Source organism: Actinomadura sp. KC216 (assembly GCF_004348535.1).
Taxonomy (GTDB): Bacteria; Actinomycetota; Actinomycetes; order Streptosporangiales; family Streptosporangiaceae; genus Spirillospora.
The window spans coordinates 1-14,739 of the sequence record NZ_SMJX01000209.1 but is presented as its reverse complement, the minus strand read 5'-3'; the positions used below and the strand labels follow the sequence as shown (position 1 = coordinate 14,739).

Annotated in this window: 12 protein-coding genes and 1 pseudogene; 5 read left to right on the top strand and 8 right to left on the bottom strand. The window is 73.2% G+C overall.

Translation table 11 applies throughout. The features are described from left to right. From E1264_RS29065 to E1264_RS29055, 3 genes and pseudogenes are all read right to left on the bottom strand, one after another. Positions 1 to 1,559 (bottom strand): annotated as a pseudogene (locus E1264_RS29065) (AAA family ATPase); the annotation flags it as partial. Between the two features lie 82 nt (positions 1,560 to 1,641). Next, positions 1,642 to 2,145 carry an SRPBCC family protein gene (locus E1264_RS29060; protein ID WP_132178642.1) on the bottom strand — a complete coding sequence of 168 codons (504 nt, stop codon included), beginning with the start codon at positions 2,143 to 2,145 and terminating at the stop codon, positions 1,642 to 1,644. Between the two features lie 32 nt (positions 2,146 to 2,177). Continuing rightward, a complete protein-coding gene (locus tag E1264_RS29055) occupies positions 2,178 to 2,768 on the bottom strand; it encodes an HD domain-containing protein (protein ID WP_132178641.1) in 591 nt (196 codons plus the stop codon). Between the two features lie 134 nt (positions 2,769 to 2,902). Here E1264_RS29055 and E1264_RS29050 point away from each other — a divergent pair, with 134 nt between their 5' ends. Continuing rightward, on the top strand, positions 2,903 to 4,834 hold the full coding sequence (locus E1264_RS29050; RefSeq protein WP_132178640.1) for a PQQ-binding-like beta-propeller repeat protein: 1,932 nt from the start codon (positions 2,903 to 2,905) through the stop codon (positions 4,832 to 4,834). A gap of 28 nt (positions 4,835 to 4,862) precedes the next feature. Here the strand turns inward: E1264_RS29050 and E1264_RS29045 are convergent, their stop codons facing one another. The 3 genes from E1264_RS29045 to E1264_RS29035 form a co-directional block, all read right to left on the bottom strand. Then, the gene (locus E1264_RS29045; RefSeq protein ID WP_132178639.1) at positions 4,863 to 6,032 is read right to left on the bottom strand and encodes a glycosyltransferase family 4 protein; all 1,170 of its coding nucleotides are present in this window, start codon (positions 6,030 to 6,032) and stop codon (positions 4,863 to 4,865) included. Between the two features lie 192 nt (positions 6,033 to 6,224). Further along, entirely contained in the window at positions 6,225 to 7,508 is a 1,284-nt protein-coding gene (locus E1264_RS29040; protein ID WP_132178638.1) for a nucleotide sugar dehydrogenase, read from the bottom strand. Further along, positions 7,509 to 8,948, bottom strand: a complete 1,440-nt coding sequence (locus tag E1264_RS29035; RefSeq protein WP_243711231.1) for a glycosyltransferase family 4 protein — start codon at positions 8,946 to 8,948, stop codon at positions 7,509 to 7,511. Between the two features lie 54 nt (positions 8,949 to 9,002). Between E1264_RS29035 and wecB the strand changes: the two genes are divergently transcribed. The 3 genes from wecB to E1264_RS29020 are packed head-to-tail and all read left to right on the top strand — an operon-like array spanning position 9,003 to position 12,938. Further along, positions 9,003 to 10,073: a UDP-N-acetylglucosamine 2-epimerase (non-hydrolyzing) gene (gene wecB, locus E1264_RS29030; RefSeq protein WP_243711232.1), complete on the top strand. Its 1,071-nt coding sequence runs from the start codon at positions 9,003 to 9,005 to the stop codon at positions 10,071 to 10,073. Then, the gene (locus E1264_RS29025; protein WP_243711230.1) at positions 10,066 to 10,758 is read left to right on the top strand and encodes a hypothetical protein; all 693 of its coding nucleotides are present in this window, start codon (positions 10,066 to 10,068) and stop codon (positions 10,756 to 10,758) included. Before wecB ends, E1264_RS29025 begins: the two co-directional genes overlap by 8 nt. A 53-nt stretch (positions 10,759 to 10,811) precedes the next feature. Further along, positions 10,812 to 12,938: a glycosyltransferase gene (locus E1264_RS29020; protein WP_132178643.1), complete on the top strand. Its 2,127-nt coding sequence runs from the start codon at positions 10,812 to 10,814 to the stop codon at positions 12,936 to 12,938. 1 nt (position 12,939) lies between these two features. Here E1264_RS29020 and E1264_RS29015 read toward each other — a convergent pair whose 3' ends face one another. Both E1264_RS29015 and E1264_RS29010 read right to left on the bottom strand, forming a co-directional pair. Beyond that, positions 12,940 to 13,371 (bottom strand): excalibur calcium-binding domain-containing protein, encoded by a 432-nt coding sequence (locus tag E1264_RS29015; protein ID WP_132178634.1) that lies wholly within the window; start codon positions 13,369 to 13,371, stop codon positions 12,940 to 12,942. A 101-nt stretch (positions 13,372 to 13,472) separates the two neighbouring features. Beyond that, entirely contained in the window at positions 13,473 to 14,144 is a 672-nt protein-coding gene (locus E1264_RS29010; protein WP_132178633.1) for a helix-turn-helix domain-containing protein, read from the bottom strand. Between the two features lie 102 nt (positions 14,145 to 14,246). Here E1264_RS29010 and E1264_RS29005 point away from each other — a divergent pair. Next, the coding region (locus tag E1264_RS29005; protein ID WP_132178632.1) for a methyltransferase domain-containing protein at positions 14,247 to 14,739 on the top strand (493 nt) is incomplete at its 3' end.

Below are 14,739 nucleotides of genomic sequence, written 5' to 3'. Positions count from 1 at the left end.
GGGCGGGGCGGCGAGCCGAGCAGCGCGTCGATCTCGTCCAGCAGCGCGACGTCCTGGTAGCTGAGCGGCGCGTCGTCGCTTTTCGAGGAGGCAGGTCCCTTCCAGGACGCGGCGAGCGCGTCGAGGTCGGCGCGGTCGAGGTCGCGTCCGGCGGCGCGGCGCAGCCGGGACGGGTCGCCGAGCGAGCGCAGCACGTCCAGCGGGCGGCGCAGCGGCCACCAGGCGACGAGGAAGTCGGTGAACGCGCGCTGCTCGCGGACGCGCGTCTCGAACTGGGCGCGCTTCGGGTCGCCGTTCGCGCCCCCGTTCGCGCGCCCGTTGCCGCGCCCCTGGTCGAGGGGTTCGTCGAGCTCGGCGAGGCCGTCCGCGGCGAGGATCGCGTTCCACAGCCCCGCCTCGGCGCTCTCCGCCGACTCGGCCGCCTCCTGGCCGCCGACGTCGGTGAAACGTTCCCAGAGGGCGTCGAGGAGGAGTTCGGCGGCGCGGCCCCGGGCGGCGTTGACGCTGCCGCGGCTGCGCCGGTGGACCTCGTTCCTGATCCGGTCGAGCCGGGCCCGGTCGAGCCGCACGACGACGCCCTTGAACACCACGCGCAGCTCGTCCGGGGCGCCGGGCGCGTGGTCGGTCACGGCGCGGCGCAGCAGGCCCGCCATCTCCTCCGCGCCCTTGAGCCGGGCGAGGCGAGGCGTGTCGTGGACGGTCGCGGTCACGCCGTCCACCAGGTCGCCGAGCGAGCGCAGCGTCGCCGAGCCCTCGCCGAGCGACGGCAGCACCCGCTCGATGTAGGCGGTGAACCGGCGGTTCGGCCCGATGACCAGCACGCCGCGGGACCCGAACCGGCGCCGGTGCCGGAACAGCAGGTACGCGACGCGGTGCAGCGCGACCGCCGTCTTGCCGGTGCCGGGGGCGCCGCGGACGAGGACCGTCCCGTCGGCGGGCGCGCGGATCACCTCGTCCTGCTCGCGCTGGATCGTCGCGACGATGTCGCGCATCGCGCCCTCGCGGGTGCGGGCCAGCGAGGCGAGGAACGCGCCGTCGCCGACGACCGTCATGCCGTCGGCCGCGTCCGGGTCGAGGAGGTCGTCCTCCAGGTCGACGACCGTGTGCCCGCGCGAGTGCAGCACGCGCCGCCGGACGACGCCGCGCGGGTCCTCCGGGGTGGCGCGGTAGAAGTCTTCCGCGGCGGGCGCCCGCCAGTCGATCACGAGGGAGTCGTGCTCGCTGGTCCGGACGCCGACGCGGCCGACGTACCGGACCTCGCCCGGGGTCTGCTCGGTGGGGGCGAGGTCGAGGCGGCCGAAGACCAGGCCGTCGTCGGCGATGTCGAGCGCCTGGGCGCGCAGCGCCGCCTGGTGGACCATCGCGTCCCGGTCCACCAGCGAGCCCTTGGTGCCCGCGAGCGACTGCCGGTAGCCCTCGCGGATCATGGCTTGGGCGTCCGCGCGCATCTCCTCCAGCCGCGCGTAGGCGACGTCGACATAGCGCTGCTCGGCGGCGATCTCCTGATCCTTCACCGTGCCGCCGGAACCGGTCGAGAGTCCCTGGACCTGGGACGACATGCAGGCTGCTCCTCGCACGTATGTCACTCCGGGGACGTCCCCCGGCGCCCGGAAGGGCCGAAGGAAACAGCCTATTCGGTGTTCATCGCCGTCCGATCTCGGCGGCCTTCGCGATCCGTGCGAGCGTGGCGCGCATGCTCTCGCGGTTCACCGCGGCGCGCCGCTCGGCGGGGACGCCGGTGAAGACCTTGCCGAGCAGCGAGGTGACCGCGGCGCTCCGGCCGCCGCGCCGCAGGTCCTCCCAGTACTCGGTGAGGCGCGTGCGGGGCGCGTCCGGGTCGCCGGCGATGTCCTCGATGCGGTAGCCCCAGATGGCGACCGGCATCCCGAAGGTCGACACGCGGAACGCGAACGCCTCGCCAGGCACCGCGACCGTCACCTCGCAGGTGGTGAACCACACGCGCCGGCCGATCCGGTTGAAGCCGACGAACTTCGTGCCGGGCGCGATCTTCCGGCCGCGGATCCAGGTGGCGAACAGCTCCGGGCTCCACTCGCGCATCCGGCGCGGATCGGCGACCGCCGCGTACACGGTCCGGGCGTCCGCCTCGACGACCACACTTTCCTCGACGACCCATTCCCGTTCCATGCGCGGGATTCTCCCACTCTATGACCGTGTGGTCACATCAGGTGGGCGAAATGGCGGCGCCAGGACGCGAACCAGTCCCTGAACCAGGGCTCGGGCTCGGCCAGCGGGACGATGTAGGTGACGGTCTCGGCGTAGTACCGGCGCTGGAAATCGGGCGGCATCCGGTCGAGGGTCTGGACGTTGCTCGCGCGGTCGGCGAGCTTCACCAGCACCGCCTCGCGCGGCGCCTCGCCGAGACGGCGCAGGTAGGCGGCCCGCGCGGCGCGCTTCGCCTGGCGGCCCGTGCCGGTGGCCGGCGGTTTGGTGACCCAGTCGACCAGCTCCGTCACCACCGGGCCGAATTCGGCCTCGATGTCGGTGAGGGTGGCCGGGGTGTCCTCGACCACGTCGTGCAGCAGCGCGGCGGACAGGACGTCGAGGTCCGTCACCCCGGGCCCGCTGACCAGTATTTCCAGGGCCTCCAGCAGATGCTCGACGTACGGGTCGCCGGTCGGGCGGAGCTGGTCGCCGTGCCAGCGCCGCGCGGCGGCGGCGGCCTTGGCGAGGGCGTCCACGTCGATCCCGGTTCCGGAGAGGGCGGTTCCGGCCTCGTCCCAAGTTCGCCAATGGGTGAAGACCTTCACGTTCCGCTCCGATCTGTCGCGCCGACGCCCGGTTCAGGGCATGGTGGGTGTCGTCCTTCAGGCACAGTACGCGGAGGGGAGGCGGCGCGGTCGTGGTCGCGAGCCGGCAGCGGCCCGGTGGAAGGCCGGAGTCCGTGGGCGGTGTCCGCGTCGCTCTCGGCCTGGTCTCCGGCGCGGTGGCCATCGCGCTGTGCGCCGTCCTCGTCGACCGGTTCGTGCTGGGCGCCGAATGGTGGCAGGTCCGGCACACCGTGACCGCCGAGCCCGTCGCGCCGCTGAGCGAGACGGGGCCGCCGCCCGGCCCGCTCGCCGTGAGCTGGGAGCAGACGACGAGCGCGCACCCCGGGTCGGTCGCCGGGCACGACGGCGTCGCCTACGCGGTCGCGCAGGGCCAGGTCGTGACGGCGTCCGGGCGCGGTCTCGACGTCCGGGACGCGCGCACCGGCGCGCCCCGCTGGAGCTACCGCCGCTCCGGCTGGACGCTGCTCGGCTGGACCTCCACCCGGTCCCGGCTGATCGCCCACTTCCAGCGTGACGGCGACCGCACCGACCGGCTGCTCGTCGCGTTCGACGCGCTGTCGGGCGGGCTGCTGTGGCGGCGCGAGGGCGAGCGCCCGGCGGCGGTGTCCCGGACGACGCTGCGCTGGCCCGCCGGCTCGGACGTGCTGCTCGCCACCGACGAGCCCCGCCGCACCCTGTTCGGGCTCTCGGCGGTGTCGGGCAACCAGGTGTGGCGGGTGCCGCTGCCGCGCGGCTGCCGGCTGTTCGAGGGCGGCGCGCGCCCGTCCGACGGGCGGGAGTCCCTCGCGGCGCTGGCCCTGGAGTGCGCGGGCGGCGAGCGGCACAGCCGGCTCCTCGGGGTCGACCCGGCGACCGGCTCCGTCCGCTGGAACCGGGCGCTCGGCTCCCCGGAGTCGCCGGAGGTGTCGATGCTGGACGGCGTGACGCTGGCGTCCGACGGCACGGCGCTGCGCGCGTTCGACGACCGCGGCGAGCCGATCGCCGAGTGGAAGGGCGACAGCGTGTGCGGCGACGCGATGTGCCAGGCCGTGCTGGCGGCCGGGCGGCTCGTGATCGTCTACCACCCGGAGGGGGAGAAGCGCGGCGTGACCCGCATGGAGGCGCGGCGGGTCCCGTCCGGGAGGGTCGACTGGCAGCGGGACGTGCCCGCGTACGCGGCGCTCGCGCAGGCGGGCGGCCGCGTGTTCGCGCTGCGCCCCCGGCTGTCGGAGCGGCTGCTGCCCGCCGGCGTCGACATCGTCGAGCCGGGCGACGGGCGTACCACGACCGCGCCTGCGCCGTTCTCGCTGAACACCGACCTGCCGGGCGCGCGGCCGTGGCTGGCGGCGGCGGGCGGGCTGCTGTACGCGGCCGTCCCGCAGGCCGCGCCGCGCCCGGACGGCGCCGCGCGGCTGGTCGCGCTCCGCGGCGGGCTCACCGGCGCCGGACCGGCGGAGCTCGACGGCGTCCCCGCGGGCGACTGGCCCGACGCCTGCTCCCTGCTGGAGAAGGCCGACCTGGCGGCGGCGCACATGGCGGGCCACGTCGCCGAACCCGTCCGGGCGAACGCTGGAACGATACGACTCCCGCGCGCGGTGTCCTGCACGTACAAACCGCCCAAGAAGGAGCGCGAGGGCAAGGACGAGGGCGAGGACGAGCCGAAGGATCCGGAGGGGAAGCGGAGAAAGCCGCCCGAGCCAGGGCCGAGCGGGCCGCCGGGGTCGGCCTCTCCCACGGCTCCGGTGTCCGCGACGCCGAGCGCGTCCGGCCCGGCGGGCACGACCGGCCCCGACACGGCGGTGGGGAGCATCAGCGTCAGCGTCCGGTGGGTCGCCCGGAGCGACCACGCCGCCTCGCGGATGCTGGACGCGCTGCAGGCCACGCAGGCGCAGGCGCGGCGGCGGCGCGACATCCGCGCCGACGAGGCGTACGAGATCGGCCCGACCGCGGGGATGATCGCGTTGCGCGTCCGCCGGTACGTGGTCGTGGTGGAGGCGGAACGGCCGGCGGGCGCGGCGGCGCGGCTCGCCCGGTCCATCGCGTACCGGCTGAATCACCCGTCCTGAGCAGGGCGGCGGGCGGGACGGCGGGCGCTCAGTACTCGGGGACGGGCTTCGGGCCCGGCTCCGGCCCCGGTTCGGTCTCCGGCTCGGGTTCGTGTTCCGGGACCTGCGCGGGCGAGCGCCCGGCCCACGCCTCAAGCTGGGCGACGAACCGCTGCGCGTGGACGGGCCAGTGGAACCGCGCCCGGGCGGTCCGGTAGCCGCGCTCGCCGAGGGCGGTGCGCAGATCGGGGTCGTCCCGCAGCCGCAGGACGGCCTTCGCCGCCGACTCCGGGTCGCCGAACGGGACGACCAGCCCGCACGCCGCGGGCTCCACGATGTCGACGGCCGGCGGGTTCGGCGTGGTGATCACCGGCACGCCGCGGGCCATGTACTCCACGACCTTGGTCGGCATCGAGTGCCGGTAGTTCGGCTCGTCGTGCAGCAGCGCCAGCCCGGCCATCGCGCCCTCGGCGATGCGCAGCGCCCGGTCGTTCGGGACGAACCCGTACCAGCGCAGGATCCCCTCGCGCTGCGCGGCCCGCAGCGCGTCGCGGACGTCGGCGTCCGCCGCCCCGATCAGCTCGACCAGCACGCCCTCGGCGGCCAGCGGCCGGGCCATCTCGATCATGTCGAGCGCGCCGCGCGCCCGGGAGAGCTGCCCGACGTAGACGGCGCGGCGGCCGTCCGGCGGCGGGGGCCGCTGGTCGGAGACGTAGGTGGTGTTGGGGACGACGGGATGCTCCGCGCTGAACCGGGCGCGGTAGCCGTCCTCGGCGAGCAGCAGCCGGTGCCGCCGCTCGCTGCGCCGCTCCAGGTGCCGGACGGCGGGCCGCAGCACGGGACGCGCCGGTCGCGGCACCCAGCCCTTGGCGCTGAGCGCGGCGGCGGTGTCCTCGTGGACGTCCCACACCACGGTCCGGCCGCGCACCTCGCGGGGGAGCGACACCAGCAGCTCGGGGTCGTGCAGCAGGATCACGTCGGCGTACGCGGCGTGCTCGGTGAGGGCCCGGTGCGCGGCGCGCAGGGCCCGGATGCGGCGCCGTCCGGTGGCGCGCGGCACGTCGACCGGGCTGATCTCCCGCCACGGGGTGGCATTACATGCCCGAAATGGAGCGATATATGTGACTTCATGGCCGGCGTCGAGGAGGGCGCGTATCTGCCGGTGCAGAATGCGCGCGTCCTCGGGATGGTGCACGACCGTGCAAACACAGACCCGCATTCTCACCCACTCCGCTGACGCCGGACATTCATGGCCTACGGCCGATCCTTGGGCGTCGATGGAAATTGCCGATGAATTCCCGCTGTCCATGGCGTGGACGATGCCGGGCGAATCCGTCCCGCGTGTTAAGGCCGGTTCGCGCGCGATGTCCCACGGCGGGCGTGCTCGCGCCACGTCCCACGGCGGGCGCGCTCAGAGCAGCTCCACGGTGTCGGCCGGGGCGTTCCGGGTCCGGCCGCGGGTGTCGAACAGCAGCGGCGCGTGCCGGGTCAGCGTCGCCGCGTCGTAGGCGGCGTGGTCGGCCAGCACGATCGCCAGATCGGCCGCCTCCAGCGCCGCGCGCAGGTCCTCCCCGGCGTTCGGGACGGCCGTCCCGTCGACGTCCCAGGACTCCACGAACGGGTCGTGGAACGACAGGTCCGCGCCGAGCCGAGCCAGCCGCCGCGCCACCGGGCGGGCCGGCGACTCGCGCTGGTCGGCGATGTCGGCCTTGTAGGTGACGCCGAGGAGCAGGACCTTCGCGCCCTTCAGCGCGCGTCCCTCCCGGTTGAGCAGCAGCTGCGCGCGTTCGGCGACGTAGCGCGGCATCCGGTCGTTGATCTCCTGGGCCAGCTCCACGAACCGGAACGGGTAGCCCAGCGAGCGGACCTTGTACGACAGGTAGTTCGGGTCGATCGGGATGCAGTGCCCGCCGACGCCGGGACCGGGCCGGAACGCCTGGAACCCGAACGGCTTGGTGGCCGCGCAGTCGATCGCGTCCCACAGGTCGATGCCGAGCTCGTTGCAGAACACCGCCATCTCGTTGACCAGCGCGATGTTGACGTGCCGGTAGGTGTTCTCCAGCAGCTTGGCCATCTCCGCCTCGCGGGTGCCCTTGGCCTGCACGACCTGCTCGACGAACTTGCCGTAGAACGCCGCCGCCGCCGACGCGCACGCCGCGGTCAGCCCGCCGACGATCTTTGGCGTGTTGCGCACCCCGTACACCGGGTTGCCCGGGTCGATCCGCTCCGGCGAGAACGCCAGATGGAACTCCTCGCCCGCGGCCAGCCCGGACGTCTCCAGGATCGGCCGGACGACCTCCTCCGTCGTGCCCGGGTAGGTCGTCGACTCCAGCACCACGAGCATCCCCGGCTCCAGATGCCGGGAGACCGTGTCGGCGGCGCCGCGCACGGCGGTGAGGTCGGGGCCGCCCTCGGGCGACAGCGGCGTCGGCACGCAGATGACCACGGTGCGGGCGCCGTCCAGGACGTCCTCCTGGAGGCTCGGGACGAACCCGGCCTCCAGCATCTCCTCGATCTCGGCGGGCGAGACGTCGTCGATGTGCGACAGCCCGGCCTTGAGCCCGGCGACCACGCGCGCGTCGCGGTCGAGACCGGCGACCCGCAGGCCGGCCCGGCAGGCCTCCCGCACGAGCGGCAGCCCCACGTAGCCGAGTCCGATGACCACCAGATCCACGCCGGTGGCTCCCTTCAGCATCTATGTGATGGCGTATGCGGCCCGATATCCGTCCGCGACGGCCCGCCAGGTGCGTTCCGCACGGACCCATTCCCGGCCCGCTCGCCCTATTTTGTGCCTTCTTTCGGGACTGTAAGCCAGGTCTTCCAGGCAATTCGCCCATGCTTCCGGGTCTTCCGGAACTGTTAACTCGCCGGTCACCCCCGATTCCACGATTTCGCGAAGTGCCCTGACATCACTGGCAATGACGGGGATTCCCCCTGCCATCGCCTCGATCGGTTTCAGGGGCGTCACCAGCTGGCAGACCCGGTCCGCACGGCGCGGAACCGCGAAGACATCGAGGATTGCGTGGTATCGGCGAACGGATTCCATCGGCACGCGGCCGGTGAACACGGCATGAACGCCGTGCTCCGCCGCGCGCCGTTCGAGCGCCCCGCGCTCGGGCCCGTCGCCGACCAGCAGCAGCGTGACGGGCGCGCCCCGGTCGCGGAGCAGCGCGGCGGCGTCGATCAGCGTGTCGATGCCCTCGTAGCCGTAGAACGACGACGTGAGCCCGACGACCGTGGCGCCGCCGCCGATGCCGAGCCGCTCGCGCAGGCCGCCGGGGTCGGGGAGCGGTTCGAGGAACGCCTCGTCCACCGCGTTCGGGACCGTGAAGACCTTCTCCGCGGGGACGCCGCGGGACGCGATCTCCGCCCGCATCGCCTCGCCGAGCGTCACGACCGCGTCCGCCTCGGACATCCGGCGGGTCTCCAGCTCGCGCGTCAGCCGGTAGAAGTCGTCGGACTCGCTGTGCGACGGGTCGCGCGACAGCCAGGAGTCCTCCAGGAAGCCGCGCACCTCGTACACGACCGGCAGCCCGTGCCGCCTGCCCGTCTCCAGCGCGACGGCCGCGTTCAGATGGTTGCTGACCGCGTGCAGGACGTCGGGACGCAGCTCCTCGACGAGCCGTCCGGCCAGGTCGGCGCCCTTCTCGACGGCCCGCACCGGGTCGGCGGGCGGCAGCCACGGCAGCAGCCGGTGGTAGGGGACGCCGTCGACGTCCACCCGCGCCCGCGCGTCGCCGACGCCCTGGCTGAGCGGGTACCCGAGCCGCGTCACCACGTGCGTGCCGAACCCCATCTCCCGCTGGGCGAGCGCGAGCCGGTGCGTCCGGACGGTGTACCCGGCGTTCGTGCACGGCAGCGCGTTCGTCACGAACTTCAGGACCGTCGGCCGGGCGGGCGGCTTCCGGGCGCGGGCGGGCGCGGAGGCGGGAGCATGGTCGAGCAGGCGGCGCAGGTCGGACGTCTCGCGCCGCACGTCCCGCGGTTTCGGGACGGTGATCGGGGAACGCCGCAGCCGGGCGCCGGCGGGCGTCCTGGCGAGCAGCCGGACGGCGAGCCTGGCCGCCCGGCCAGGATCGTCACGGAACTGGCGCCAGGCGAGTCCCAGCAGGTAGACGGGCTTTTTCAGGGGCACGGCGGGCGAGCGTAGGCAACCCCGATGAACAGAAGGGAAATTGTGTTGGGACCGATCGTGCACGTCCTCGGGGCGCGGCCGAACTTCGTCAAGGCCGCGCCCGTGATCGGCGCGCTGCGGGCCGCGGGCGCCGAGCAGGCGGTGGTCCACACCGGCCAGCACTACGACGCCCGGATGTCGGAGATCTTCTTCGACGAGCTGGGCCTGCCCGAGCCCGACGTCAACCTCGGCGTCGGCTCCGGCGGGCACGCCGAGCAGACCGCGGCCCTGATGATCGGGCTGGAGAAGGAGTTCACGAGCCGTTCACCCGCGCTCGTCATCGTGTACGGCGACGTGAACTCGACGATCGCCGCCGCACTGGTCGCGGCCAAGCTGCACATCCCGGTCGCGCATGTGGAGGCCGGGCTGCGCAGCTTCGACATGTCCATGCCGGAGGAGGTCAACCGCCGCCTCACCGACCAGCTCTCCGCGCTGTGCCTGGTCACGAGCCCGGAGGCGGTCGGGCACCTGGCGAACGAGGGCGTCCCGGTGGAGCGGGCGCACTTCGTCGGCAACCCGATGATCGACACGCTGCTGGCGAACCTGGACTCCTTCGACACCGAGGCCGTCCGCCGCGACCACGACCTGCCGGAACGGTACGTCCTGGCGACCATGCACCGGCCCGCGAACGTGGACGCGCCCGAGACGGCGGCGGCGCTCGTCCGGCACCTGCACGGCATCGCCGACCTCGCCGACCTGGTGATCCCCGTCCACCCGCGCGGCCGGGCGAACCTCCTCGCCGCCGGGCTGGCGGACCACGACGGCGTGCACGTCCTGGAACCGCTGGGCTACATCGACTTCATCGCGGCCGTGCGGGGCGCTGCGGCGGTCGTCACGGACTCGGGCGGCCTCCAGGAGGAGACGACGATCCTCGGCGTGCCGTGCCTGACCGTCCGTCCCAACACCGAGCGGCCGATCACGATCACCCACGGCACGAACCGCCTGGTGACGTTCGAGGAGCTGGTGCCCGGGGTCCGCAAGATCCTGGAGACGGGCGGGCAGGGCGGCGACCGGCGCCCGCCCCTGTGGGACGGCGCGGCGGGCCCCCGCATCGCAGAAGTGATCATGGAGTATCTGGGTGACTGACGACGAGAAGGCCGCCAAGGCGTACGAGCAGCTAGGACGGCTGAAATCCACGCTGCGGGAGCGCGAGGCGCGGCTCGCCGAGCTGGAGAAGCGGCTCGCCACGCTGGAGAGCTCCACGGCCGTGCAGTTCGGGCGGCTCGTCGCGAGCGCCGCGCGGAACCCCAAGAGCGGCAGGCGGCTCCCCAAGGACCTGTACCGGCTCTGGCGCAGGCGGCACAGCCCGGTACCGGCGTCCGGGACGTCCGCGGGCGGCGGCGCCCAGCCCGAGCGCGTCGACCGTCCCGAGGACCGGCTGCTGGTCGCGGGCCCCTGCGACACCATGATCATCGCCGGAGTGTTCGGGCCGGGAACGGCGGAACGGCTGAGCGAGCACGCCAAGGTCGTCCCGCTGTACCCGCACGACGCCGCGACCGTCCTCCGCTCGGCCGACGTCGACGCGGTCGTCGTGGACGCGACCGCGGGCGAACCCGGCGGCCCCTGGGCCTACCTGGGCGTCCCCGGCATGTACGACCGCGATCTCGCGCTGCACGAGCTCCGCCGGATCGCCGCCGCACGCGCGCTGCCGCTCGTCCTGTACGGCGCAGCGCCGCCCGCCACCCTCGCCTGCCTGACCTGGGACGCCGAACTTCCCGACCCGGCGACCGCTCCCAGCCGGCTCACCGAACTCATGGAGCCGGCGCGTTGAAAGGAACCAGTGTGCGACCACGCGCCCTCGTCTACGGCGACGTCGATCTGAACATGATCGACGGCTCGGCGATCTGGGCCCAGGGCATGGTCCAGGCCCTCGCCCGCGCCGGCTGCGAGGTGACCCTGGTCCTCAAGGCCCCCGTCCGGACCGGACGCCTCGTCGACCCGCTCCGCGACCTGCCCGCCGTCACCGTCCGCAGCCCGCACGACGAGGGCCTGTTCGACGGGTCCCGCGGCATGTCCGCGAGGGACGCGGCCGCCGTCCTCGACCGCGTCGACGCCGAGAACCCGCACGACCTCGTGATCGTGCGCGGCCGCCGCCTCGCCGCCAAGCTCTCCAGCGGCTCCCTGGCCGGACGCCTCTGGACGTACCTGACCGACGTCCCGCAGTCCGCCGCCGCGTTCGACACGGCGGCGAAGGCGGAGCTGCGCCGGATCGCGGACGCCTCCCGCCTCCTGCTCTGCCAGACCGAGGAGCTGCGCGGCTTCCTGGAAAGCGCCGTGCCCGCCGCGGCCGGCAAGAGCGTGCTGTTCCCGCCCGTCGTCGTCCTCCCGGACGGCCTGGAGCCCCGCCCGCCCGGGGCTCCGGACCGCCGCGCGCTCCGCCTCGTCTACACCGGCAAGTTCGCGCCGCGCTGGAACACCTACGAGATGACCTCGCTGCCGCGCCTGCTCGCGATCCGGGGCGTGGACGCCGAGCTCCACATGGTCGGCGACAAGATCCACGACGACCCGGCCGACCCCGCGTTCGCGACCCGGATGCGGACCGCGCTGGAGTCGGGCGAGGGCGTCGTCTGGCACGGCGGCCACCCTCGCGCAGAGGCGATGCGGTTGACCGCCGCCTGTGACGTGGGCCTTTCCTGGCGCCACCCGGAGATGGACGCGAGCCTCGAACTGTCCACGAAGGTGCTGGAATGCGGCACGCTGGGCGTCCCGGTGGTCCTGAACCGCACCCCCATGCACGAACGCCTCCTCGGCGCCGACTACCCGCTCTTCGCCGCCACCGAGGACGACGTCCTCGACGCGCTGACCCTCATCGGCAAGAACCCCGACGTCTTCACCCTCGCCGTCGACCGCTGCCGCACGGCCGCCGCCGACTACACGCTGGACGCCGCCGCCGACCGCCTCCGCACCTACCTGGCCCAGGCGTTTCCGGAGCCGTCCGAAAAGGTCCTGGCCGTCAAAGAACGGCGCCTCCGCGTAGGTGTGGCGAGCCACGACCTGAAATTCTTCACCCGCCTTCTCGACTACCTGCGTTCCCGCCCGGACATGGAAATCCGCGTCGACCACTGGTCGGCGCTGAAGGCCCACGACGAGAAGCGCAGCCAGGACCTCGTCGACTGGGCGGACGTCATCATCTGCGAATGGTGCGGCCCCAACGCCCTCTGGTACGCCGACCGGAAACGTCCGGGCCAGCGCCTCGTCGTCCGCCTCCACCGCTTCGAGCTGTACGCCGCGTGGCCCAAAAGACTGAACATCGGCGCCGTCGACGAGGTCATCTGCGTCAGCCCCCACTACAACGACCTCACCCGCGAGATCACCGGCTGGCCCGCGGAGAAGGTCGTCACCGTCCCCAACTGGGTGGACGTCGACCAGCTCGACCGGCCCAAACTCCAGGGCGCCGAACACCACCTCGGCATGATCGGCATAGCGCCGTCCCGCAAGCGCCTGGACCTGGCCGTGGACGTCCTGGAACAGCTCCGCCGCGACGACCCGCGCTTCACCCTCTTCGTCAAATCCAAGCTCCCCTGGGAGTACTGGTGGATCTGGCAGAAGGACGACGAACGCGAGCACTACGAAAAGCTGTTCCGCCGAATCCGCCGCTCCAAAATCCTCTCCGGCGGCGTGGTCTTCGATTCCTACGGCCGCGACGTGGCGTCCTGGCTACGCCGCATCGGCTTCGTCCTCTCGACAAGCGACGACGAAAGCTTCCACCTGGCCCCTGCCGAAGGAATGGCGTCCGGCGCGATACCGGCCCTGCTCCCGTGGCCCGGCGCAGAAACCATCTACAACGACCGCTGGATTCACGAGACCCCGTCCGCCATGGCCGCCTCGATAGCGGCCACGGTCGCGGAGGGCCGCTGGAAAACCGAAGCCGAACTGGCCCGAACCCAGGTCCGGAACGCCTACTCCCTGACCGACGTCTGCAACCTGTGGACGGACGTCCTGGCCAAGTAGCTCATTCGCACACCACGCCGTCCCCGTCCCGGTCCTCGTACCACTCGTACTCCGGCTCGCCCACGCGATAGTGCCCATAACCGGCCGCCTTGGCCGCCGTGCACGTCGGGAACCGAGGATCCGTCCGAGGCACCGGCCGAGCCGTCTTCCGCGGCTTCGGCCGTGGCGTCGTCTTGGCCTTCTGCGTCCGCCGCGGAGTCGGCGTGGCGACCGGCTCGCTCGGCGACGCCTCGACGGGCCGCACGGTCGCCGTCTCGGTGACGGTCACCGTAGGCGCGACCGAAGACGGCGCCGCCGCGGGCTTGGCGGTCTCCGACCCGGCGATCCCGGCACCCGCGACGCACCCGAACAGCAGACACGCACCGGCGATCGCCACGATCCCGACCGCGGGAACACGGTGCCGCGGGCGTGGTGGTGGAGGCTGTGAATACATGAGGCTCCCGTCGTCGACCGGTCAGTCCACGGCGGAGGGCGTGAGTGGGACGGCCCGCATGAGGGAGCCGTTCACCTACTGTCACGATCCGGCCACGGGCGCTATGCGGGCCGGGGCGCCGACGCGAACGGCGGCAGGACGAACCACCCGGGCACCGCCCGGCGGAGCGGCTCGGGCCCCCGCACCGTCACCTCTCCCGACCGCAGCGCGTGCTCCCAGCGCAGGTCGCCGCGCCAGATCCGGACCATTGCCCGCAGGTCGCCGGTGACCGTCACGGACACCTCGAAGCCGGGATCGACGTCGCAGACGTCCGCCCCGCCGGGTTCGAGCACGAGCCACCAATGGCGCTCGCGCACGGGAACGTCCGGGAAGCCGAACAGGACGACCGTCCGCCCATCGGGCACGGCGGCATGATCGATGTTGCGCCGCATGTCCCACAGGAGCAGCTTCGGGTCGAGGTCGTGATCTCCCAGCTCCCCGATCCACCGGATGCCCCAGACGGCGAGCGCCTCGACCACCGGCCGCAGCTCCTCACCGGCCGGGGTCAGGACGTACCTGTCGCCGCCCGCGCCCTTGGTGACGATGCCCGCCCGCACAAGCTGGCCCAGCCGTTTCGACAGCAGCGTGGGCGACATGCGCGGCACGCCGCGCCGCACCTCGTTGAACCGCTCGCTCCCGGACATCAGCTCACGGACGATCAGCAGCGTCCAGCGTTCGTCGAGCAGTTCCATCGCCTTGGCGACGGGGCAGAACTGGTAATAGGAGGCCCCCATCGCCGCAGGTTACGCCTCCGCCGCGCTCCGGTACAGATCCTGTACTGGAGACGCGCCAGGCCGCTCCGTACCGTCGCCACCACGAACACGAGGGGAGCCGTCATGGGGGAAATGAACGACATGGTCAAGGCAGGCCACCGCAGGACGTGGGCGCTCGGCGACTATCCGGCGCTGGCCGCCGACGTCATCCCGGAACTCGGCCGGGTGATCGTCCAGGCGTCCGGGGTGAAACCGGGGGACCGCGTGCTCGACATCGCCGCCGGCTCCGGCAACGCCGCGGTCAACGCCGCGCTGACCGGCGCGAACGTCGTCGCGAGCGACCTGACACCCGAGCTGCTGGAAGCCGGACGCAAGGAGGCGGCGCGCCGCGACGCGCACCTGGAATGGCGCGAGGCCGACGCCGAGGCGCTCCCGTTCGGCGACGGCGAGTTCGACGTCGTCCTGTCCTGCGTGGGCATCATGTTCGCCCCGCACCACCAGGCCGCTGCGGACGAACTGCTCCGCGTCTGCCGTCCGGGTGGCACGGTCGGCCTGCTCAACTGGACGCCGGAGGGCTTCATCGGCCAGATGTTCGCCACCATGCGCCCCTACGCCC

Coding starts and splice junctions, on each gene's coding strand:
- E1264_RS29015 (WP_132178634.1), bottom strand. CDS start 13,371: ATGTATTCACAGCCTCCACCACCACGCCCGCGGCACCGTGTTCCCGCG.
- E1264_RS29045 (WP_132178639.1), bottom strand. CDS start 6,032: ATGCGGGTCTGTGTTTGCACGGTCGTGCACCATCCCGAGGACGCGCGC.
- E1264_RS29010 (WP_132178633.1), bottom strand. CDS start 14,144: ATGGGGGCCTCCTATTACCAGTTCTGCCCCGTCGCCAAGGCGATGGAA.
- E1264_RS29040 (WP_132178638.1), bottom strand. CDS start 7,508: ATGCTGAAGGGAGCCACCGGCGTGGATCTGGTGGTCATCGGACTCGGC.
- E1264_RS29060 (WP_132178642.1), bottom strand. CDS start 2,145: ATGGAACGGGAATGGGTCGTCGAGGAAAGTGTGGTCGTCGAGGCGGAC.
- E1264_RS29020 (WP_132178643.1), top strand. CDS start 10,812: ATGATCGACGGCTCGGCGATCTGGGCCCAGGGCATGGTCCAGGCCCTC.